Origin of the sequence: Flavobacterium sp. YJ01, assembly GCF_029320955.1 — a bacterium.
GTDB lineage: Bacteria > Bacteroidota > Bacteroidia > Flavobacteriales > Flavobacteriaceae > Flavobacterium.
Map to the genome: position 1 here is coordinate 1,394,287 of NZ_CP119757.1, position 20,983 is coordinate 1,415,269.

The 20,983-nt window shown below is 33.8% G+C and carries 18 protein-coding genes; 5 read left to right on the forward strand and 13 right to left on the reverse strand.

Going from position 1 to position 20,983, the window contains the following annotated elements:
- Positions 1 to 353: 353 nt before the first annotated feature.
- Genes P0R33_RS06190 through P0R33_RS06205 form a run of 4 tightly spaced genes read right to left on the reverse strand, consistent with a single transcriptional unit; the run spans position 354 to position 7,352 of the window.
- Positions 354 to 3,461, reverse strand: a complete 3,108-nt coding sequence (locus tag P0R33_RS06190) for a type I restriction endonuclease subunit R (RefSeq protein WP_276174691.1) — start codon at positions 3,459 to 3,461, stop codon at positions 354 to 356.
- The gene (locus P0R33_RS06195) at positions 3,448 to 4,596 is read right to left on the reverse strand and encodes an AAA family ATPase (RefSeq protein WP_276174693.1); all 1,149 of its coding nucleotides are present in this window, start codon (positions 4,594 to 4,596) and stop codon (positions 3,448 to 3,450) included. The genes P0R33_RS06190 and P0R33_RS06195 overlap by 14 nt, the downstream gene beginning before the upstream one ends.
- Positions 4,597 to 4,611: 15 nt before the next feature.
- Entirely contained in the window at positions 4,612 to 5,799 is a 1,188-nt protein-coding gene (locus P0R33_RS06200; protein ID WP_276174695.1) for a restriction endonuclease subunit S, read from the reverse strand.
- The gene (locus tag P0R33_RS06205) at positions 5,796 to 7,352 is read right to left on the reverse strand and encodes a type I restriction-modification system subunit M (RefSeq protein ID WP_276174697.1); all 1,557 of its coding nucleotides are present in this window, start codon (positions 7,350 to 7,352) and stop codon (positions 5,796 to 5,798) included. Before P0R33_RS06205 ends, P0R33_RS06200 begins: the two co-directional genes overlap by 4 nt.
- A gap of 571 nt (positions 7,353 to 7,923) precedes the next feature.
- Here P0R33_RS06205 and P0R33_RS06210 point away from each other — a divergent pair.
- The 5 genes from P0R33_RS06210 to P0R33_RS06230 all read left to right on the forward strand — a co-directional run bounded on the left by P0R33_RS06210 (position 7,924) and on the right by P0R33_RS06230 (position 14,846).
- Entirely contained in the window at positions 7,924 to 8,772 is an 849-nt protein-coding gene (locus P0R33_RS06210) for a restriction endonuclease (protein WP_276174698.1), read from the forward strand.
- Between the two features lie 403 nt (positions 8,773 to 9,175).
- On the forward strand, positions 9,176 to 9,769 hold the full coding sequence (locus P0R33_RS06215) for a hypothetical protein (RefSeq protein WP_276174699.1): 594 nt from the start codon (positions 9,176 to 9,178) through the stop codon (positions 9,767 to 9,769).
- A gap of 87 nt (positions 9,770 to 9,856) precedes the next feature.
- Positions 9,857 to 11,269 carry a DUF262 domain-containing protein gene (locus tag P0R33_RS06220; protein WP_276174700.1) on the forward strand — a complete coding sequence of 471 codons (1,413 nt, stop codon included), beginning with the start codon at positions 9,857 to 9,859 and terminating at the stop codon, positions 11,267 to 11,269.
- Positions 11,270 to 11,272: 3 nt separating this feature from the next.
- Complete coding sequence (locus tag P0R33_RS06225; protein ID WP_276174701.1) at positions 11,273 to 13,105, forward strand: DUF262 domain-containing protein; 1,833 nt, start codon at positions 11,273 to 11,275, stop codon at positions 13,103 to 13,105.
- A 508-nt stretch (positions 13,106 to 13,613) separates the two neighbouring features.
- Positions 13,614 to 14,846 (forward strand): site-specific integrase, encoded by a 1,233-nt coding sequence (locus tag P0R33_RS06230; protein WP_276174702.1) that lies wholly within the window; start codon positions 13,614 to 13,616, stop codon positions 14,844 to 14,846.
- A 46-nt stretch (positions 14,847 to 14,892) separates the two neighbouring features.
- Here the strand turns inward: P0R33_RS06230 and P0R33_RS06235 are convergent, their stop codons facing one another.
- The 9 genes from P0R33_RS06235 to P0R33_RS06275 all read right to left on the reverse strand — a co-directional run bounded on the left by P0R33_RS06235 (position 14,893) and on the right by P0R33_RS06275 (position 20,597).
- On the reverse strand, positions 14,893 to 15,024 hold the full coding sequence (locus tag P0R33_RS06235; protein ID WP_276174703.1) for a hypothetical protein: 132 nt from the start codon (positions 15,022 to 15,024) through the stop codon (positions 14,893 to 14,895).
- Between the two features lie 72 nt (positions 15,025 to 15,096).
- Positions 15,097 to 15,387 carry a helix-turn-helix domain-containing protein gene (locus tag P0R33_RS06240; RefSeq protein ID WP_276174705.1) on the reverse strand — a complete coding sequence of 97 codons (291 nt, stop codon included), beginning with the start codon at positions 15,385 to 15,387 and terminating at the stop codon, positions 15,097 to 15,099.
- Positions 15,388 to 15,429: 42 nt separating this feature from the next.
- Complete coding sequence (locus P0R33_RS06245; RefSeq protein WP_276174706.1) at positions 15,430 to 15,867, reverse strand: hypothetical protein; 438 nt, start codon at positions 15,865 to 15,867, stop codon at positions 15,430 to 15,432.
- Positions 15,868 to 15,885: 18 nt separating this feature from the next.
- Positions 15,886 to 16,188 (reverse strand): hypothetical protein, encoded by a 303-nt coding sequence (locus P0R33_RS06250; RefSeq protein ID WP_276174707.1) that lies wholly within the window; start codon positions 16,186 to 16,188, stop codon positions 15,886 to 15,888.
- An 8-nt stretch (positions 16,189 to 16,196) separates the two neighbouring features.
- Positions 16,197 to 17,228 (reverse strand): hypothetical protein, encoded by a 1,032-nt coding sequence (locus tag P0R33_RS06255; RefSeq protein ID WP_276174708.1) that lies wholly within the window; start codon positions 17,226 to 17,228, stop codon positions 16,197 to 16,199.
- Between the two features lie 27 nt (positions 17,229 to 17,255).
- A complete protein-coding gene (locus P0R33_RS06260; RefSeq protein ID WP_276174709.1) occupies positions 17,256 to 18,056 on the reverse strand; it encodes a hypothetical protein in 801 nt (266 codons plus the stop codon).
- Between the two features lie 27 nt (positions 18,057 to 18,083).
- On the reverse strand, positions 18,084 to 18,917 hold the full coding sequence (gene traN / locus P0R33_RS06265) for a conjugative transposon protein TraN (RefSeq protein WP_276174710.1): 834 nt from the start codon (positions 18,915 to 18,917) through the stop codon (positions 18,084 to 18,086).
- 17 nt (positions 18,918 to 18,934) lie between these two features.
- Positions 18,935 to 20,224, reverse strand: a complete 1,290-nt coding sequence (gene traM / locus P0R33_RS06270) for a conjugative transposon protein TraM (RefSeq protein ID WP_276174711.1) — start codon at positions 20,222 to 20,224, stop codon at positions 18,935 to 18,937.
- Positions 20,225 to 20,276: 52 nt separating this feature from the next.
- Complete coding sequence (locus tag P0R33_RS06275; protein WP_276174713.1) at positions 20,277 to 20,597, reverse strand: hypothetical protein; 321 nt, start codon at positions 20,595 to 20,597, stop codon at positions 20,277 to 20,279.
- Positions 20,598 to 20,983: the final 386 nt, after the last annotated feature.

Genomic DNA, 20,983 nt, shown 5'->3' on the forward strand with positions numbered 1-20,983 from the left:
CAAATCTGTTTTCAAGGCTAGCAGTCTTGGGAAAGAATTCAGTGCGAAAAGCATTCAGGAAAGTTGTGCCATGAACATTCTTGCCTTTGAAAGAAAGCATCAAAACTCTATTTCAACAAATTCAGACAACTTCAAAGATTTTGAATTAAGAGAGTATATAAAACAAAATCTTACAGAGATCCTACTTCGGGGGGAAAAAATAAATGACTATGTCTCGAAACAGTTTAGACGAAAAAAGAAACAGAGAATTTCCTGGTGTATTTAAAAAAGTCAAGGAGGTATTCTTACCTCCTTGACTTTTTTTATATTTTTTGGTTACTTATCTTCCATTTTACTAGAGAATAACTAAATAATTAAAGTTCTCCTCCAACTCCTTTAAATTTATCAACAAAGGCACTGATTTTTTGGAATACACTTTGTTTTTTAGTCAAATATTGAGGGTTTAAAGGGCTCATTTTAGGTAAAAGAGCATTGAGTTCTGTACCATTTTCACTTGCAAACTCACGTTTCAAAGATGCTGCGATATATCGTTTTGCCGCTTCTTCATTTAAGTTTTCATCTGTAATTAATTCAGAAGCTTCTGTTTTCTGTTTTCCTTGTGCATAGGCAAAGAATGAATCTATTACATTCGCTTTATCTTTAATCTTGTCAAGGTCTGTTTCGTTAATAAAATCGACAACTAAAGACTCTTTTGCCCTATTACCTATACTGGCACGGATAACGCGACGTACCTCATCGACTAAGGCAACTTTATCTTTGGTCTTTTTATTGTGCTCGAAGATTAATTCCAGTATGTAATCCAGATTGATTTCCTGTGATTTCAATAAGTCAATTTCAAATACTACATCATCCCAATCAATTTTAGATTCTTCAGATTCCTTACCATTTTTTTCACGTCGCAACCAGTCACGGATATCATTGTACGTTGAGCGATAATCTTGAACTGTTCTTTCCGGTAACAACGAAATATCTTTCATCACAGCGATATCCTCGTCCGCTACAAAGTAGGTTTCTTTGAATGCCTCGATTGCTTCTGTGTCATTTAAGTCTATATATTGTAATGCTTTTAAATGTGTGAATTCATCGTAATTCTGCAAAATATTTTCTACTCGCAAGTATTCCCCAAAAAGCTTTGCAAATTCTTTCTTGTCTTTTTCTTTAACGATTTCATCTGGATTTGGAAATTTTGCATTCAATTCATTGACCACGTCCTTAAACCCTCTACGCGCTTTACCAGTTGCAATATCCGTAAAGCCTTCCAAATACTCTTTGTAGCTTTTTTCAAGGACTACATTTTTGGTGTTTTTGTCACCAAATAAGGTGATGGCATCAATAGTGGCTTGTTCTAAATCTCTAAAAGTAACGATATTACCAAAGGTTTTTGTAGCATCATAAATACGATTGGTACGCGAAAAGGCCTGTATTAACCCATGATAACGCAAATTCTTGTCTACAAACAGCGTATTCAATGTGGGGGCATCAAAGCCCGTAAGAAACATCCCGACTACGATAATAAGGTCAACTTCTTTGCTCTTAACACGTTTTGCCAGATCGCGATAGTAGTTTTGAAACTCTTTACTCTCTACCCCAAAACTGGTTTTGAACATTGTATTATAGTCATTGATGGATTTGGTTAAAAACTCTTTTGCACTTTGATCCATTGCTGATGGTTCAAAAGTTTCATCAGGAATCTCACCAACAGCACTTTGTTCTTCATTCGCAGCAAAAGAGAATATGGTTGCTATTTTTAAAGGCTTTTCACTTTCCTTTTGCAACTTGTTTAATTCCTCATAGTAACATTTGGCAGCATCTACACTACTTACGGCAAACATGGCGTTAAAACCTTTGTTACCACCTTGGCTTCTGTGGGTTTTAATTCTAAAATTTTGTAAAATGTATTGAGAAATCTCTTTGATACGCTTAGGATGAAGTAATGCGGTATTGTTTTCTGCAGAACTTAATTTTTTTTCATCCTGTTCTGTTTCTATCCTCTTAAATTGTGGACGTACATTGTTGTAATCAACTTTGAACTTCAATACTTTTTCGTCTCTGATGGCATCGGTAATCACATAGGAATGCAATTCACGGCCAAAAACACTTGCTGTAGTTTCAGCACCTAAAGCATTTTGAGGAAAAATTGGCGTTCCTGTAAAGCCAAATTGATAGAACTTTTTGAACTTTTTATTCAGGTTCTTCTGTGCTTCACCAAACTGCGAACGATGTGCCTCATCAAAGATGAATACCACTTGCTTTTGATAAATAGCCAAATCGCTCTCCGTTTTCATCAGATTATTCAGCTTCTGGATAGTGGTAACAATAATCTTATTATCCTCTTTTTCGATATTGCGTTTCAAACCAGCCGTACTATCTGAACCGTTCACACTATCAGGCGAGAATCGTTGATACTCTTTCATGGTCTGAAAGTCGAGATCTTTACGGTCGACTACAAAGAAAACTTTATCAATAAAATCGAGTTGGGTTGCGAGTCTTGCCGCTTTGAAACTGGTCAATGTTTTCCCCGAACCTGTGGTATGCCAAATGTAACCGCCACCTTCTACATCCGACCATTTTTTTACATTAAAGGAACTTTCTATTTTCCATAAAATACGTTCTGTAGCTGCAATTTGATAAGGACGCATGATTAGTAAGATATCACTTGTATCGAAAACCGAATAGGTAAACAATACTTTTAAAAGTGTTTTTTGTTGAAAAAAAGTAGCTGTAAAATCTTTTAAATCTTTAATTAATGTATTGTCTGCCTTTGCCCAGTTCATGGTAAAGTCGAAACTGTTTTTATTGCGTTCTACTGTATTGGCAAAATATCGAGTATCTGTACCGTTTGAGATTACAAAAAGTTGTAGGTATTTAAAGAGCGAATTATTAGAATTAAAACTCTCTTTGGAATAGCGATGTACTTGATTGAAGGCTTCACGAATAGCCACTCCGCGCTTTTTTAGCTCTATTTGTACCAAAGGCAAACCATTTACTAATATAGTAACATCGTAGCGGTTGGCATGTGTTCCTTTTTGTTCAAATTGTTTAATTACCTGAACTTTATTACGAGTAACATTCTTTTTGTCAACCAGATAAATGTTTTGAATATGTCCATCGTCAAAAACAAAATCGTAAATATAGTTATCGTGTATTTTTCGTGTTTTATCTATCAGGTTATCGCTAGGTTTATCCAAATATTCTTCTACAAAACGAAACCATTCACTATTTGTAAACTCCATGTTATTTAACGCCTGCAGTTGTACTCTGGCATTAACTAACATAGATTCTATCGATTTAACCTCGGTAGGATTTTCGAAACCTTGACTGATTAAATCTTGGATAAACTCACGCTCTAAATCGGATTCAGTTTGATAACTTACAGGCGCTTCGTTTAGCACTGAATACTTTGTGTATTTATCCAGAACAATGAAATTGTTTGATTCGGCTATGGTGTTATACTGGGACATTTTCTTCAATTAAAGTTGGCGTAATTGTTGATTTAAAACTGTACATTCTTTTTATTTCTTCTACCAAGAAACCTAACACTCTTTTATCATTATCATCTAAAATTGAAATTTCTTCACCATGATGCTTTGAATGACTGGAAAGATTAATAATTCGATTATAATACGCCTCTTGTGCTTCTTGAGGCAAGAGATCTCTCCAATTATCGTAACCTAAAAAAGTTGAAGTTTTTTCAAATATATTTCGAAGAAAGTTATAATGATACTTTTGTATGTCTCCTGACAGGACTACTTTTTCTAGTTCTGACAACAGAAATAAATGGTATGAAAAAGGAGAATCTTTAGATTGCTCAACAAGAGAGAAAGTTCCATCATTTAATTTTTCAAAACGCCATTTTTTTGTTTTTGGTACTCTATTAAATTCGTTAAAAAGTACATTATAGAATAGTGGATTGTGTGTGGTTATGATGAACTTCAATTCTGAAGTACTTGATTTTATCAATTCAGCGATATTTACAGCCAATTCGATTAAATGGGTATCATCTAATGAACTTACCGGGTCATCGATAAATACGTATTGCAAATCGCTAAATTGTTTTGCTTCATCTTCATCCTCCTCCAGAGCATTTAACGCATTGATTGTTTGCGCTAATAAACTGTAAAAAACACTCCAGATAAAACAACTTTCTTCGCCTTTAGAAATTTTTACAAAATCTGAACCTGAATCATCACCACGTTCAAATGAGAAACGTACCTCAGAATAATCTTCATTGAATTTTGGCGTTAATTTATCATTTGTATAACGCTGGAAATGTGCCGTTATGTTTGGCTCTTGTCCTTGATCCCGAAGCACCCAATTCGTATAATTATTGGGTTGAATTTTTAATTTTCTATCTTCGTCATTATCCAAATCATTATCCCAATAAAACAAATCTTCGGTGAATGCATTGTAGTACATTATTTTGATTTTAGATGCCTCTGCTTCTTCATCTTCGTCACCTGAATTTTTAGGCGCTATCAATTCTTTGAATTCTCTTGATAAGCGGGTTTTACCGGTGCCGTTAAAGGCATAAATTAACTGTACTTTTTTATTGGCATCAATAAGTTTTTGTGCTATTTCAGGTAGTGTTTGGCTCATGCTAGGTGGTTATTTTTATTCTGAAAAAGTTAGTAATAGGTTACGGTAATATTCATATTGCTTTTGTCTCAACTCAATTTCTTTTGGCAAACCTTCACTTATAGAAGTGGTAAGCACGTCAAATTTATCGAGAATGGAAACGATGCGTTCTTGTTCTTCAAGTGAAGGAACAGGGATTTTTATTTTAGCCAAATCATCAGCATTTACACGACGGACTTTTGTACCCGTGATAAATGGTCTTTTTTGTTTTTGAAATTGTTCAGTTTGAAAAAAGTAAGCCATATATTTGGGATGTAAACTATGCGAATAAAAACAGGCATCACTACTTACAGCTATTTCTTCATTTCCTAACCAAGCTACTGCTTTACATACATCCTCATCATTTTCACTGGTTGTTGCAATAATTAGATTGCCATATTTTGCTTTACGAGCTTTCTTTGCAAATTCTTCCGACACAAATGTTTTGGTTTTATTAGTGTATGTACCGTAATAAGTATAGATTTGTCCATAGTGAATACAGCCAACTCCTGTTTCTGTAAAGTCTTTTTTCTGCAAACCAGCACCACGAATAAATTTGCCGATTCTTTCATCTCCCAAAGGTAAATGTTGTACTTTATTTTTATCCAAGGAATACAACTTCTCCCTATAATAACTATATTGTATTTTTCGTGCTGTAAGCTCTGCTGTAAGCTCTGCTGTAAGCTCTGTAAATTTATCGAGAATGGCAACAATTTTTTGTTGGATTTCGAGGGATTTTTTTGGGTTTTCTGGGCAGGGAATAGGGATTAGTTTATTAGAATAATTACTAATCCATTGTCGCTTGTGGTCACCATCAACTAAATCACTTCGCAAAGTGTTCATCCAATAATAAATATATTTTAAAGAAGCCTTAGTTTCATCTTTGGAAGTAATCATCTTCATTGCCGATGATTTAGCTTTAAAATCGAAATCAACCCATTTATTTGCTGTTGTGAAATCATCAAAAATTATAACTGGGCTTTCCGATGCTTTATAAATACCATTAGTTTCATCAGTATATCCTAAAACAAATGTTTTACCAGCAGTCAAAACTGGAGTTAGAAAATTATCATTATAATTATTTGTCTTTACTAGGTATTTAGTCGGTTGTTCATAATCGGAAAACTCCCCCAAAGGTTTCCATTCCACTTCCACGCCTTCTAATAATTTATCTAAAAAACTCATGCTTCAATTTCTTTAATGATGTTAGCAATATCAGCACGCAATCGGTCTATTTTTACTACTGTTTTGGCAACTTGTCGATTCAATTCATCGATAACAATTTGTTCCCTATTATCCTTGGCTTCCACATACGAACTCACCGAAAGGTTATAATCGTTTTCGGCAATTTTGGTATTGTCGATAGTAGTTGCTATATGAGGAACTTCTTCTTTGCTATCGAACATATTCATAATTTTATCAATATGCTTGTTAGTCAATTCGTTATTGTTGGTTACTTTTTTGAAGAAGTTTTCGCCGGTCGCATCGATGAATTGGGTTTTGTTCTCCGTTTTATTTTTAGCTAATACCAAAATATTTACTGCTATGGAAGTACCATAGAACAAGTTAGGCGCTAGAGCAATTACAGACTCTACGAAGTTATTGTCTACTAAATATTTTCTAATTTTTTGTTCGGCACCACCACGATAAAAGATACCCGGGAAACAAACAATGGCTGCTCGACCTTTGCTAGAAAGGTAACTTAGCGCATGGAGTACAAAGGCAAAATCTGCTTTCGATTTTGGCGCCAAAACCCCTGCCGGTGCAAAACGGTCGTCGTTAATCAGTGTAGGGTCATCACTGCCAATCCAATTTACCGAGTAAGGCGGATTGGAGACGATGGCATCAAAAGGTTTGTCATCGCCAAAATGTGGATCTAACAAAGTATTTCCTAATGCAATGTTGAATTTGTCGTAGTTGATGTTGTGCAAAAACATGTTCATACGTGCCAAGTTGTATGTGGTATGGTTTATTTCCTGACCAAAGAAACCTTCTTCAATAATATGACTTTCAAAGTGTTTTTTGGCTTGTAACAATAATGAACCTGAGCCCGCCGCAGGATCATAAATTTTATTTACGGTTGTTTGCCCATGCATAGCCAATTGTGCAATAAGCTTAGATACGTGTTGTGGCGTGAAAAACTCTCCACCGGACTTTCCTGCATTGGCTGCATAATTGCCAATAAGAATTTCATAGGCATCTCCAAAAAGATCTATTTGATTGTCTTCAAATTTATCAATTTCTCTAAAATTTAGTTCTTCAATACCTTTTATTACAGCTGCTAAACGGCTATTTTTGTTTTCCACCGTATTCCCTAATCGTGTACTCGTGGTGTCAAAATCGGCAAACAATCCTTTGATATCTTGTTCTGAAGGATAGCCATTAGCTGAACTTTCAATCGCATTGAAAATTTCTTTTAAGTCTGTGTTTAAATTAGGATTTGTATTGGCAGTTTTAGCAATATTTACAAAAAGTTGGCTCGGATAAATAAAATAGCCTTTGGTTTTGATGGCATCGTCTTTTATCTCGGGGGCGATGTCATTATCAGAGTAATTTGCATAGTTGACACTATCATCACCACCTTCTATATAGTTTGTAAAGTTTTCACTAATATAGCGATAGAAAAGTGTTCCGAGTACAAATTGTTTAAAATCCCAACCATCTACAGCACCACGAACCTCGTTGGCTATCTTCCATATTTGATTTAGTAATGCTTGTTTTTGAATTGTGCTTGTCATTTTAATTTTATATTGCTATTTTGTTATACATGCTGTTCCTTTTTTTTATCTCAATATTTATAACAACCATCTACACAGTCCGATCGTTTAATATTCTTCTATTATTTGCAAATCTACCGTAATAATTGAATATCCGAAGAAAAACCAAAGAAAAAGTTAAACTACAAGTTGGGATTAAGTTAGTGTATTTAATTCTTCAATATTTTGCAATCTTTATTGTGTGCTTTATTAAAGATCAAACAATTTGAATTTTCGAGAATAAAGGACGGAAAGCTTTTTATATTTCAGGATTAAAGCTCTGATTATTTTCTTATAATATAAAGAATACTACAATTTTGCTAAAGTTCTTCTAATGACTTAATTCTTGAAATCTAGGATTTTTGAACAACTCTATTAGAAATATGTATGATAGCAAATTTTGATATTCATTTTATTTTTTTTTTTACTCTAAAAATAAAAGTTATATTTTAGATACAGTAAAAATCAAAAGTTAGGAATGATAAACCCAATTAACTTTATCTCCAATTTTATTATCATAACCAATATTACTAGCAACACTCAAAAAGAGAATATGAAAGGACCAGAATTTTTGAAATATATAAATCCAGTTTTAACTATACTTCAATCCAACGGAGGTGCTGGAAATTCATCAGACGTAATAGAACAAGTAATAGATAAATTAGGAATTACAGAATCAGAATTAGAAGAAACAACTTCAAATGGTCAATCTCGAATTAGAAATCAAATTCAATGGGCAAGATTTTATTTATTTAAGGCTGGATTGATTGATAATACTCAAAGAGGGATTTGGCGGTTAACTAAAGAAGGTTTAGATAAAAAACTGAGCAACCATGATGATGTTTATGAATTATTTAAGAAAGTTCAAAATAGCGTAAAAAAGACTACTTCTTCTAAACCACAAAAAGTTGAACCGAAATTTGAAAACATAACAACGGAAGATGAAGAACATTCTATCGACTTAATTAATATTATACAAAACCTCACACCTAGCGGCTTTGAAAAACTTTGCAAACGTTTATTAACTGAAATCGGAATTAATGAAATAGTTATAACAGGAGGCTCTGGTGATCAAGGAATTGATGGAAAAGGAATAGTAAAACTTAATGACGTTGTGGGATTAAATATTGTTTTTCAATGTAAACGTTATAAAGAAACTGTTTCTCCACATCATGTTCGTGATTTCCGTGGCGCAATGCAGGGGCGTGGAGAGAAAGGACTTATAATAACTACAGGACGTTTTACAAAAGAGGCAAAAGGTGAAGCAAATCGTGATGGAGTTACACCTATTGAACTAATAGATGGAGACAAACTTGTTGAACTTTTCGAAAAATATCAACTTGGCTTAAAGCCAGTTACAGTTTTTGAAATTGACCAACAATTTTTCAAAAGCTTTAATTAGTTAAGTATTCTTCTAATATCATGTATCGGGTTGCTTTTTTTTGCGCTTGCTAAGCGATTTTCGATAAATGTGGTATACTTAACATTATAGAAATTATGGAAACCTTAAATCAAAACTGGCAGACTTATCTAAAATTGAACTTTAAGCTGTTATTTTCTTAATTCTTACTTGTTCTTTTTTTGTTTCGGTCGGTGGCAATATTTCAAAAAATACTTTTTTTCCAACCAAAACATTTGGTGTTAGATGGAAGTTTGATGAAACTGAAAAGTAATATTTTTGGCCATTGTTGTCGGCGTCATTATATTATCGTGATCCATTATTTAAGAATACTCCTAAAAGTTTTATTAATTTTACTTCTAAAATATCTTAATTATACACGATATTTATAAAAACAAAAATTATAATGGTCGAAAAACTTTACAGAGCCGTTGCTTCAAGATATGGAATAGAAACAATACTCGATACGCCCAATGTAAGCTTTTATGCAATAGCTTCCGGAGAGTCGATTCTGGAACAACAACAAATCTTAAATCAGGCTCTTCATGAAATTGTCGTTAAAAATACAAACAGCGAGGTATTTGCTTTTTACGTGGACAATTCAACTTTTAAAATTCCTACTGAAAATTTGTTTTTCACCTTAGGAATAAGAAAGGATATGCTGCCGAAGACTTTGGAAGATATCCCTTTATTTACTGAAATGATCGTTCTTCATGAATTGTCACATCTAATTGAACAGCAGAATTTAGGCGGACAGCTGGAAATCGAATTAAATGACTGTGATAAGGCTATCGGCTTAAAAATAGAAAAGCGGGCAGCTTCAATGCAGGAGGATTTAACTCATAATAATCAGTTCGGGGCAATCCTTTCTAATCTGATACGCAGACAAAACCAAAATAATCCCCAAAACGCGCTAAGAGCAGCCATGTCTAAGACACTACAGGACATTGAAGATGCAATTCTCAATGGAGAAATTGATGAGAGCTTCTATCAGTGCTGAACCGTCTAAACCTAGGGCATAAAAAGCCAATAAAGAGCAGGCATGTCTTGCAACAGATCTTTACAACTCAAAAACATTGTCGTTCTAATGGATGGAATTAAGGCAGAAATAAAAAAAGTTGATGATATTATCATTCAAAATCTCAATATCCCTGAATACCAAAGGCCGTACCGATGGGGAAACAAACAGGTAACCCAACTTTTAGAAGATGTATACGCAAGCTGGAAACAGCAGAAAAAAACTTATAGGATTGGCAGTATCATCCTGTTTGAAAATGATGCCCTTCTAGATATTGTAGACGGACAGCAAAGAATCACAACCATTATTCTAACTCTCTTGCAGTTGTCAGATAATTCCCCGGTTCCGCTTAGCTCAACCTTAAAATATAATAATGTTGATTCCAAAAATGCGATAATTGCCAACTCTGACTATATCGCTTATTGGATTGATGAGCATGTTGCTGATCAGAAGCCGGAATTTTTCAACTATATCATCCAGTCCTGTGAATTTGTGGAAGTCAAAGTATCTAGCCATAGTGAGGCATTTCAAATGTTCGACTCCCAAAACAGCAGGGGTAAAGAACTGGAAGCTTACAATCTTCTAAAAGCCTACCATATCAGGGCAATGGAAGAAGAAAAGCAAGAAGTGAAAATTAAGTGTGACCAAAGGTGGGAAAATGCAACCCGCCATGCTTTAAAGCAAAACAATACAATGGATATCTTAAAGCAATTGTTTAATGAACAACTGTATCGTCCCCGTTTATGGTCCAGAAAAGAAGAAGCGTTTCAGTTAAACAAAAACAATTTACATGAATTTAAAGGAACAGCATTCAGTTCTGATCAAAGTGTAAAGCACCCTTTTCAGAATAAAGATTTCTTGCTGGATTATGCTTTAGGCCATTTAGAGAAAAATAATTTAAAACTTCAAGCTGTAAAAGAGAGATTTGAATCCCTTAGGCTTGAAAATGTGAATCAGTTTGTTTCGATCAATGAAAATATAGTTAACGGTAAGGCTTTTTTTGGATACATAGAGACCTACACGGAAATATACAAACAATTATTCATTTATTTGGATGACACCACATCAGCTGCCGAGTTTAAGGAATTTTATAAAACTTTCGTCGATCATACCCATAATCGTAAAGGGGATTTATATTTAAAAGAATTGTACAAATCATTAATTTTCTTTCTTTTTGATAAATATGGAGAAGATGGTTTGCTTCGATATTATAAATTATTGTATGTCATTGTATACCGTGTCAGATTAGAGAAAAAACAAGTCAAGTACAATGATGTAATGAAATATGCCCTTATGCAGCAGCTGTTTTTCACTATAGATAAAAGCAAAAACTATTCCGATTTAAAAGACTTGCAGATAATGATGCTAAGACCAATTGATTGCCGAAAGGAAATAAGTTATGTCCTAAAAGCCATGTTTTCGTTTAATATCACTATCAGCACTAAAGACAAAAATATAAATCTATCAAGATACAAGAAATAGCAAATGGAGCATAAAAACCTAAACAAAAACATTTCTCGGATTTTAAATGACAAATACGTCGTTCCCCTTTATCAAAGAAACTTTGCCTGGGGTGAAAATGAAATATACCAGCTATTGCAGGATATCTATGAAAATTTTAAAAAAGCCCCCAAGGGAAATTATTTTATAGGGAGCCTAATTGTTTTAAAAAGGGTAGATGGTGATTATGAAATTATTGATGGCCAGCAGCGATTAACCACAATCTCTTTAATTGCAAAATTCTTGGATGGCGGTCTTGCATCTCCGAAACTTAAATATGATTCGAGACCTGAAGCAGAAGATTTTTTAAAAAGCTATTACCAGGATCCCGAAAGAATATATTCATCGAGTCACGATAAAGTCTCTCATTTTATAGATGCGGTAAGCCATATCAAAAATGTCAATGTAACCCCTAAAGCCTTACAGCAGACACCTTTAATGAGTTTAGACAAAAATAACCGGGAGGAATTCAAGGAGTATTTTTTTAATAACGTTATTATAATCAGGGTCGAAATACCATCTGATACAGATGTTGCCCATTATTTTGAGATAATGAATAACCGCGGAGAACAATTGCAAGAGCATGAAATCTTGAAGGCAAGAATTCTTGAAAAGGAAAAAGATTCTCCATATTTTAAAATATATTCAAAAATTTGGGACGCCTGCTCTCAAATGAATCAGCATGTGCAGAAGTATTTTTCGCCAGCTGAACGATCTGCCTTATTTGGATCTGACTATAATTCTTTTAGTTATGATTTCTCGAAGATTAGTGGCGGAAAAGAGGACACCAGGCTAGCTCTGAGCATTGATCAGATTTTATCTGATCCAATTATTTATCATGAAACTGAAGATAATTCAATAGAAAACGAAAATGATAATGAGTTAGAAAATTTTAATTCAATCATAGATTTTCCAAACTTTCTAATGCATGTCTTTAAACTAAATTACAGCGCAATTCATAGAGACATCCCTCTTAATGGTGACGACCTCCTGTACATGTATAATGTTTTGGAGAAACATATAAATGCAAAAGATTTCCTCAGGGACCTGCTTTTTTACAGAACTGTATTTGATCGATTTGTCATTAAAACAGTTCAGGGTGAAAAGTCTGATGAGGATTATAAGTGGTCTTTGCAAAAACCTGAGTTGTACTATTCAAAAAGTAAAAAGCAAAACCGTTTAATTTTTAAAAAGACATTTGATGATCAAAAAAGGATAATAAAAGCCCTTTCAATGTTGCAGGTTACTTTTAGGACTAAAAAATATAAAAATTGGCTCCAAGAACTGCTTAGCTGGTTTTCGGGATATAACAGTTTTAATATCAGCAATTCCGATTTTTTATCAAAATTAGATAATCTAATACTCACCATTTACGACCAAAATGAAAAATTAGCTTTGATTATTGATGATAAAAATTACGCTCAAGGCACAAATACGCCTCACTTTTTATTGAACTTTATTGACTATTTGATGTGGGTTGAAAATCAATCAGGGTATAATTTTGAATTTAAATATCGAAATTCAGTAGAGCATCACTTGGCCCAATCTTCAGTAAATAAATCAAATGAATTGTTTTTAGATAATTTAGGCAATTTATGTCTGGTTGGTAAAAGTCTAAATTCAAGAATGAATAGCGAAAGTGCCGTCGGTAAAGCGACTGAAACCGGCAAGTATTATAGAGCTGATTTGCCTCCAAAACAAAAATGTATGTATGATATCACCAACAAAAAAGGAAATTGGGGCGTAACAGAAATATTAGAGCATTATGAGAATATAATCCATAAATTAAAAAACAAAGAAAAAATTTTAAACTCTTGATCAATATATATCAACAGTCTGAGTATAATTTTCTTCAGCATCTAAACATTTTATTATCGTTAGTGCTTTTGAGATTTTTTCACAAGTTTCCCGGCTATTTCTCGATTTTTTTTCCTACATTTACAGAGGTTATTAAACCCAAGAATTTTAAGAGTGCCCTATTCGTGCCCTTGTTTTTTTGACATAACATGACACCCAGTGTTTGCTGGTGCTTACGATACAGGTGGCGGATCCTCTTTCTCCGCCAGTAGAAGTTTCAAAAAGAAACTTTAAAAGTTAAAACCCTTTAAATACAAGTATTTAAAGGGTTTTTCATTTTTTGGCAATCGTCAAATATCACATGTTATTGCAAAGCGTGGTACACTTTTAAGTACACTTTTATTTTGGTGGGTTTTGACCATAAAAAAGTGTACTAATTCAAAGAGAATTCTCTCTGGATTCCCTGAAAACAAAGGTGTCTTTCGAAATTTTTAAATCAATTTGATTATTAATTTAAAAACTAGAAAACATGTTAAAAGTAATTTTTTACCTGAAATCGGAAAAGGCAGATAAGAATGGAGAGTTTTCAATATTTGCACGTATTACCTACAAACAAAAAAGAATTTCCTTAAGCACAGGAAAGACAATCTCGAAAGAAAGATGGGATTACACAAACAAACTAAGAATTGTATTAAGAATTGAAAAGGAAAAGGTCCTGAAAAATTATCTGGATATTTACCGCCTAAATGTTGAGAAAAAATTCAATAAGCTTTTTAATGTCGATCCAGATGTTCCTCTAGAAGTACTTAAAGCAGAACTTTCAGGAAAATCCAAAGTACAGGCAAACAGAACCACACTTCTTCAAATTATGCAGCGACATAATAAATTTTTCGCAAAGAAAGTAGAGGCAGGTGAAAGAGCAGCCGCATCACTGCAAAAATACAGACGAAGCTCTGAACTTATCGCTAACTTCATGGTAAAACAATATAATTTAATCGACATTCCCGCCGATGAAATATCAAGTTCCTTTATCTACAATCTTGAAGAATTTCTCAAATACGAAAGCAATTTTAAAGGCCACATTGGGATAAAAAACAACTCGGTAGTAAAGTATATAAAAATGTATAAAACTGCTTTTAATTATGCTATAAGGATGGAATTAATCCAGAGAAATCCATTTAATGTATATGACGGAAAGCTCAGTGTTAAAGATGCTGTTTTTCTCACACAGTCTGAGCTTGATATCATAGAGAAAAAAGTGTTCTTTATTGAAAGACTCGACAGGGTAAAAGATATCTTTTTATTCAGTTGTTATACGGGTTATGCTCCAACTGACGCTTTAAAACTTTCCCAAAAAAACATATCAAAAGACAATAATGACAACCAATGGATTATATCCAACAGAACAAAGACATCCATAAAGGAAAATGTTCCAGTTCTGCCGCCAGTCGAAAAAATCATTGAGAAATACAAAGGGAAACAGCTAGGTTTACTGCCTAGCATTTCAAATCAGAAAATGAATGCTTATTTAAAGGAAATTGCTGATGTCTGCGGAATTAACAAGTACCTCACATGGTATGTTTCAAGACATACTTTCGCGACTACAGTAACACTTGGCAACGGAGTCAGACTTGAAAATGTTTCAGCTATGATGGGGCACACTAACATTAAACAAACACAGCACTATGCGAAAGTTCTTGATGTAAACATAATGGATGACATGAATATGGTTAAATCTAAATATGAAGAAAAAGTTTCGTAAAAAAAACAGAGGATTTCAAAATTTGAAATCCTCTGTTTTTTTTAATTTATTTTCCAGGTTTCTTTACTGGCGGTTTTAAGGAAGGCGTGTTTCCTGGTGTATCTTTGTTATCACGCTGTCTCTTGTCAGGCTCTCCTGTTGATTTGGCTATTCTTTTTGGTCCGGTTTTAAGTCCCATGATATTAATTTTTAATTAGTTACCCTCAAATATACATTTTTTCACATGAATATTTACTTACACTTTTTATGTTCAACTTTTATTTTCCTCAAGAATTTTTTCAATTTGACTTGAGTCATACAAGAATATTTCACCAAGTTTTGAATAAGGAAGGATTCCTGTCTGTCTGTATTTTATTATCGTATTTGGTGAGAGCCCAAATATTTTTTTTAAATCTTCATTCCTGTAATAAGTAGGCCTGCCGTCATTCCCTCTTGAATTTATTTTAGAATCAATGGTCTCAAGTTTTAAAACGACAGGATCAATCATCTTTTTAACTTTCATAAGAAATGAGAGCTTCTTTTTTTTGACATCCTTTTTCATTAATTAAAATTTTAAATTATTAAACAAAAAATTTTGTTCAGACTACCAATTTTCAATTCTTGATTTTCTTTCTTGTAATCTAAAAATCAGTAAATTCAAAAACTCAATCTGCTTTTCCCTATAAGTATACCCTTTGCTTTCAGCAAATTCTTTGCTGATATTTTTGATTTCACATTGCTTGTCATTCTTTCCTGAATAAGTAAAATTGTTTTCTAAAAACTTTTGAAATCCAATCCTGTTATTCTTTTTATCCAATATTTCAAAAAATAAAAAACCTTCATCCATAAGGATATAGAAAAGATTTGCAAATTCTATTTTAGTAAATGAACTTTTGCATTTACCCGAATTAGAAATTGAAGCGGATATTTTACTAAATGTATCATTATTTGTATTTTCCTTCAAAATTCTTTCTAATAAAAATAATCTCGATTCATGCTTTAAAAGTTTATCTATGCAATCTAAAATTTTTGTTTTTTTCATGATTTAGAAATTTAAAGCTTAGCCCAAATGAAAGTAGATACTGCTTCTTTTATTTTTATTCTTCGTTGGAACATACACCAGATATCCGTAATTATCCAGATCACGCATACAGCTATGATAAGTTTTAGGAGATACCACTTTTGCAATTTTTTGAATTTCGATGCTGTATGCTAATATTGGATTTATGTAGTCTTTAGTAGCACGAAACTGAAGTAATGCCGCAAAAATTGCAATATGGGTTGTCCCAATTCTAAAATCGTTTTCGATTGATTGAAAAAATCCTGCTAAGAGTCTAAGATTATCCATAACTTTCAATAACATTCATATCCTCAGAATTTTGGAGACATTTTTTTTGATGCCGGCTCAATCTGCATTTGCGGCTTAATAACCTGCTGAATTTTACATCCTCTTTCCAATTCGCGAAGACTTATTTTCTGCATTCTGTCATTGTAAAAATTTAAAGTTTTAAAACGCGGATTTGCCTCAATAAATGTTTTTATTTCCCTGCCTTCAATTGAAAGCACAGTTTCTGCTCTTTTACCCTGCTGTAAAGATCGGGCTAGTTCATAAGTTGCGTCTCCATCAGAATTCTTAAGAGGCAGACCTGCTAAAACATTTTCAACTTTATAACCATAATCCTGAGGGAACTCATGTGTTCGGTAATTTTCACTTAAATCCTTGTCATAAAAATTAAACTGCTTCCATGTTCCGTTTTTAAGTACTGCTCTTCCAGCGAGCATATTATACGCTTCATCTACATTAAAATATTCGGAAGCCTCATTTTTAAAATGATGAGAACTTCTTCCAGACGGAATAGAGTCTGTATGCAGAGTTGATGTAAAACCTTCAAACCGATAAGCTCCTTGTACATCCTTTGCAAAATGAAGTGAATGTTCAAGCTTTTCCTTTTCAGATATGTGATAAGACACCGGAATATAAAAATTAAGCTGCTCTTCTTTCATCTGCTGCAGAACTTTATCCAATACTTGATCGAAACCAGTATTTTTAAGCTGCACTTCCAATGCTTTTTTATTAGAATCCAAATCCTTTAAGTATGCGGGTTTATGAATTCTTTCAAATACAATAGAATTTACTGCATCATTAAAAAGACGTTTGAACACGTTAGGATATAATTTATGTCTTAAACTTTTATATTCATGCTTCAGGAACTGTACAGTTATAAGTTCGTCCAAGGATTTTGTTTTACCGTACTTAAAGAGCAGCATTCTGAAGAATTTCAGCTTTTCTATGCCAAACGAGCGCTCGATGCCTGGACTTTTACCAAATATGGATTTAAGTTTCTCTTCCTTGGACATCCACTCTTTTACTTCATTCTGTATTCTATTGCTATCGGACGACATATTTAATGTTTAAGTGGTTTACTGAAACTAAACTGATCTGCCTGCCTTCCTGGAACGAGATGCAGAATTCAATTCTTTCTGTGCTGGCTCATCATCATTATTCTGTGCTGCACTCTTTTCTTTTGATTGCGATTGCTTCTCATTTTTACTTTCCCTGTCATTGATTCTGTGCAATGAAGAGTCATAAACCTTTACCGTTTTAAACTGCGGATTTGCTTCCACAAACTGTTTTCGTTCTTCTCCACCAACTACAAAAGTTACGGACTGCAGATTTCCTTTTTTGAGAGAATTTATTAAATCTTCTTTATACTGTGGAGTAAGCAGTTCTTTTATCGAATGCTTCTCCAACGAAGCTTCCAGATCATAGCCGTAATTCTGGTGAAACTGATTCAGCTTAAAGTTGCCGCTACTGTCGGTTTCCTTGAAATTCAAAGAAATCCAGGCATTATAGGTTTCACCTTCCTTAGTTTTTAAATCCTTATTAACTGATCTTCCTTCCATCAAATTGTAGGCTTCTTTGAGTGTAATGCTGGTGTTATCATTGTTAATATAAAAAGTCTGCTCTAATCTCGGCTTATTTTCCTCTTTCTGGAGATTAACCTTATAGGAATTAAAAAAACACATATCACTCTGATCGGACATTTTAAAATTCAATTCAACAGTCACAGTATCCTTGTTTGGAACACCATTGTTCATTATCCCGGTATGAATCACTTTAAAATCCTTATCCCCTTTTAAAATATTTTCTCTTAATTCAGCATCAAAAGTTTCTCCAAATCCAGTATACTTTAACTGGTCTTTTAGATATTGCAAATTTTTCTCGTTCATGATCTTTACATTTAAAATTAGTATTACTTAAAGGTTACCTAGAATTTCAAGATTTATCAGGTTCCTGTTTTTTATATCCAGCTCCAGATGCCTGCCTCCGTTTTTCTCAAAGAACTGCATGGTAAACTTCTTCTTCTCGGGTATTGTAAATTTTGGAAGCGCAAATACAACTGTAATTTCAGAATTATCAGAAATCCGGCCGAAATCACCAGTATTGAAAAGCGGCATAATCTCTATTTCCTGTGATGCAGTACGTTTTGATTTTCTTTGGTCACGGATAAAAAAACGAAGCTGATCTACATCATAATTAATTTTAGAATCATTGCCTAAAAATACTCTGAAATACATTATGTCCTGATGAATAAAAATACCGTCAACTTTAATTTCAATTTCTGATCTTGTTGAACTAAGCCCGCTTACCTTATTTTTTTTAGATAATGCGAGCATTGCGTAATCCTTTATTTCCTTCTGGTTTTCATTCTCCATCGAAAACAGCAGCTGTTTATCATCCGTATTTCGCAGTCCGGCGTCGATGTTTAAAGTCGGGCATAAATCGTCAAAGTTCAATATGAAACTGTAAAGCTTACCATCGGACGTGACTACTGTAAGGTTGGTCTGGAGAAAATTCTGTTTTCCAGCTTTCAGAAGAAGTATATTTTCAACTCCTTTAGCTTTCTGCACTAGAACATCACGGCTGCCGATATCCAGACTTTTGACAGCATAAGGAAATAAGATACTGGTCGTTTTTGAATAGCTGAGCTGTATATTATTATATTCAGATTTTGAATTATACTGGGTATATCCTGAAACTGATATCAGAAAAATCCAGACGTATATTATTAATAGTTTTATTTTTTTCATGTTGAATTTGTTTAAAGTTATTTTTCATTTTTCTCTTTTTCATCATAAAGGAGCACTTTGTAACCTGCTTTTACTACTACTTTAATCAGCTTAACTTTTTTGCTCAATAGCGTTTTAGCTGCCTCAACTCCCATACCTGCCGCCTGGGCTCCCCATGAATCACTTACACCTGCAAGTCCAATGCTCTGCATTGATCTGTCGGCGGAGGCTTTTGCAACATCCCTGTTAATTGTGCCGGGAATATAAATTCCTTTTATACCATCGATATCAAAAACCGAAAGCTCGACCGGGAAAATGGAGTTCTGGTATTTTATAGTACTTACCTTTATTTCTAATCTTTCTCCTTTCAGAGATGCAGTTCCAAAAACAAAACTGTTTCTTGGAATGAGTACTCCGTTGATAAAAACATCTTGCACAAGTCTTATCTTCACAATTGAACCGTTTACAATGGTCTGCGTTTCATGAACTGCCGCCTCAACCGCATTCTGAATTTCATCGCTGATAGTTTCATCTTCAAGAGAATAAAAAGAATTATTATCCGGCCTTAGTGCTGATTGTGGCGTGTTTTGAAGATAACTTGAGGTCTGTTCCTCTGATTTCCTACTCACCGAAAACACTTTGCCTTTCTGAAACTTTGAATTTTCCCTCAGCTTTTCTTGAACGCGCTCTGGATGCTGAATATCCAAGATATTTTCGAGCATTCCTCCCAGCTGTGCAAGTTCTGGATCAGGTTCAGACGGAGCGCTCATTGCAGCCATCAGCTGTTCTAAGTTTTTCATTTCCACTGATTCGCCGTAAGGTGGTTTCTGGTATTGGAACTCTCTCATGTCCTGATCATAACCATTAACTTTTGGAGGCTCTGCAATTGCCTTTTGTAGCGCCTCAAGTTTCTGATACATCATCTTTTCATTTTCAGGCTTTAAAAAGCCTGTGTTAAGTCCGCCTTTTTGATTTCTTATTGAAGCTGCATCCAAATCAAAAGAGCCGTCAAATTCAAGATTACTTTCAACTGTTTTAGTTATCGAATAATTAGGATCTTTTTTCTTCTGCTCCTCCAATTTTATAGAGTCAACTGATGCCTGATCATAGTAGCTCATTTTATCTAATGAAGAATCTTCCTTTAACTTTGGGTTTGGAAGAAGCATATTAAAACCCTGCTTCTTTCCTCCTGAAAAAGCTGTTTCTTTTCCTTTACCGCCTCCAAGAACCCAGAAAAGCATTGTTACAAATGGAAGTATAATTAAAGGAAGAACAAGCATCATTTTACGGTTCTTTCTTTCTTTGACTGAAAGTTTTTTATTTTCCATAATTTCATTTATTATAGTTAACTGTATGGATTTCAACAGACTTATGGGCCATTTAATGGTCTTCGTCTTTGGAATTATATTTTTTATCTAAATCGACTGTAACAGAAACATTTATAGCGCTGTCAATATATCTGTTGAGATAAGATTGTTTCTTGTTCTCTTTAACTGATACATCTAAAAAATCACATCCTTTATTTTGATCAGAGTAAATAGATTTAACGACTGATATTCCTTCAATTTTAATCGATTCAGAACTGTAAAGCAAAACACCGCCTATTACTTTGTAAAAACAAAGAACTGTTCCGCACAACATGAAAACTACAAGAGATAACCAAAGCTGTGATTTGGAAAGGTTTTTAGTAATCCTATTCATTTTAACCACACACCAGAATCTGATCATATGATAAATCCGTGAATCCATTTGGATGCTTTTGTGTTTTCTAAATAAGCTTCTCATGGTTTTCGGTTTACAGTGCCAAGATCCTTATTCTCTATTGTATTGAAACGCTCAATGAGAAAACCGTGCGGATTATTATCGCTTCTTGAAACGTTACGCAGCGTTCCCTCAGTAATCAGATTTCTGTTCAGTATGCTTGTGGTCCTTATTATATTCTGTCGGGCAAAGCATTTAAAACGGTAGGGATATTCATTGATATCAATCGTAACGCTGTCTATCAAAACTGTCTGGCTTATATTTCCTGATATAATTCCCGAATAGTAACCGTTTTCTTTTAGATCATCGTAGATGCGCTTAACCGC

Coding starts and splice junctions, on each gene's coding strand:
- traN (WP_276174710.1), bottom strand. CDS start 18,917: ATGAAAAAAATAAAACTATTAATAATATACGTCTGGATTTTTCTGATA.
- P0R33_RS06215 (WP_276174699.1), top strand. CDS start 9,176: ATGGTCGAAAAACTTTACAGAGCCGTTGCTTCAAGATATGGAATAGAA.
- P0R33_RS06245 (WP_276174706.1), bottom strand. CDS start 15,867: ATGAAAAAAACAAAAATTTTAGATTGCATAGATAAACTTTTAAAGCAT.
- P0R33_RS06200 (WP_276174695.1), bottom strand. CDS start 5,799: ATGAGTTTTTTAGATAAATTATTAGAAGGCGTGGAAGTGGAATGGAAA.
- P0R33_RS06235 (WP_276174703.1), bottom strand. CDS start 15,024: ATGGGACTTAAAACCGGACCAAAAAGAATAGCCAAATCAACAGGAGAG.
- P0R33_RS06275 (WP_276174713.1), bottom strand. CDS start 20,597: ATGAATAGGATTACTAAAAACCTTTCCAAATCACAGCTTTGGTTATCT.
- P0R33_RS06260 (WP_276174709.1), bottom strand. CDS start 18,056: ATGAACGAGAAAAATTTGCAATATCTAAAAGACCAGTTAAAGTATACT.
- P0R33_RS06225 (WP_276174701.1), top strand. CDS start 11,273: ATGGAGCATAAAAACCTAAACAAAAACATTTCTCGGATTTTAAATGAC.
- P0R33_RS06255 (WP_276174708.1), bottom strand. CDS start 17,228: ATGTCGTCCGATAGCAATAGAATACAGAATGAAGTAAAAGAGTGGATG.
- P0R33_RS06250 (WP_276174707.1), bottom strand. CDS start 16,188: ATGTTATTGAAAGTTATGGATAATCTTAGACTCTTAGCAGGATTTTTT.
- P0R33_RS06230 (WP_276174702.1), top strand. CDS start 13,614: ATGTTAAAAGTAATTTTTTACCTGAAATCGGAAAAGGCAGATAAGAAT.
- P0R33_RS06205 (WP_276174697.1), bottom strand. CDS start 7,352: ATGACAAGCACAATTCAAAAACAAGCATTACTAAATCAAATATGGAAG.
- P0R33_RS06220 (WP_276174700.1), top strand. CDS start 9,857: ATGGATGGAATTAAGGCAGAAATAAAAAAAGTTGATGATATTATCATT.
- traM (WP_276174711.1), bottom strand. CDS start 20,224: ATGGAAAATAAAAAACTTTCAGTCAAAGAAAGAAAGAACCGTAAAATG.
- P0R33_RS06190 (WP_276174691.1), bottom strand. CDS start 3,461: ATGTCCCAGTATAACACCATAGCCGAATCAAACAATTTCATTGTTCTG.
- P0R33_RS06195 (WP_276174693.1), bottom strand. CDS start 4,596: ATGAGCCAAACACTACCTGAAATAGCACAAAAACTTATTGATGCCAAT.
- P0R33_RS06210 (WP_276174698.1), top strand. CDS start 7,924: ATGAAAGGACCAGAATTTTTGAAATATATAAATCCAGTTTTAACTATA.
- P0R33_RS06240 (WP_276174705.1), bottom strand. CDS start 15,387: ATGAAAAAGGATGTCAAAAAAAAGAAGCTCTCATTTCTTATGAAAGTT.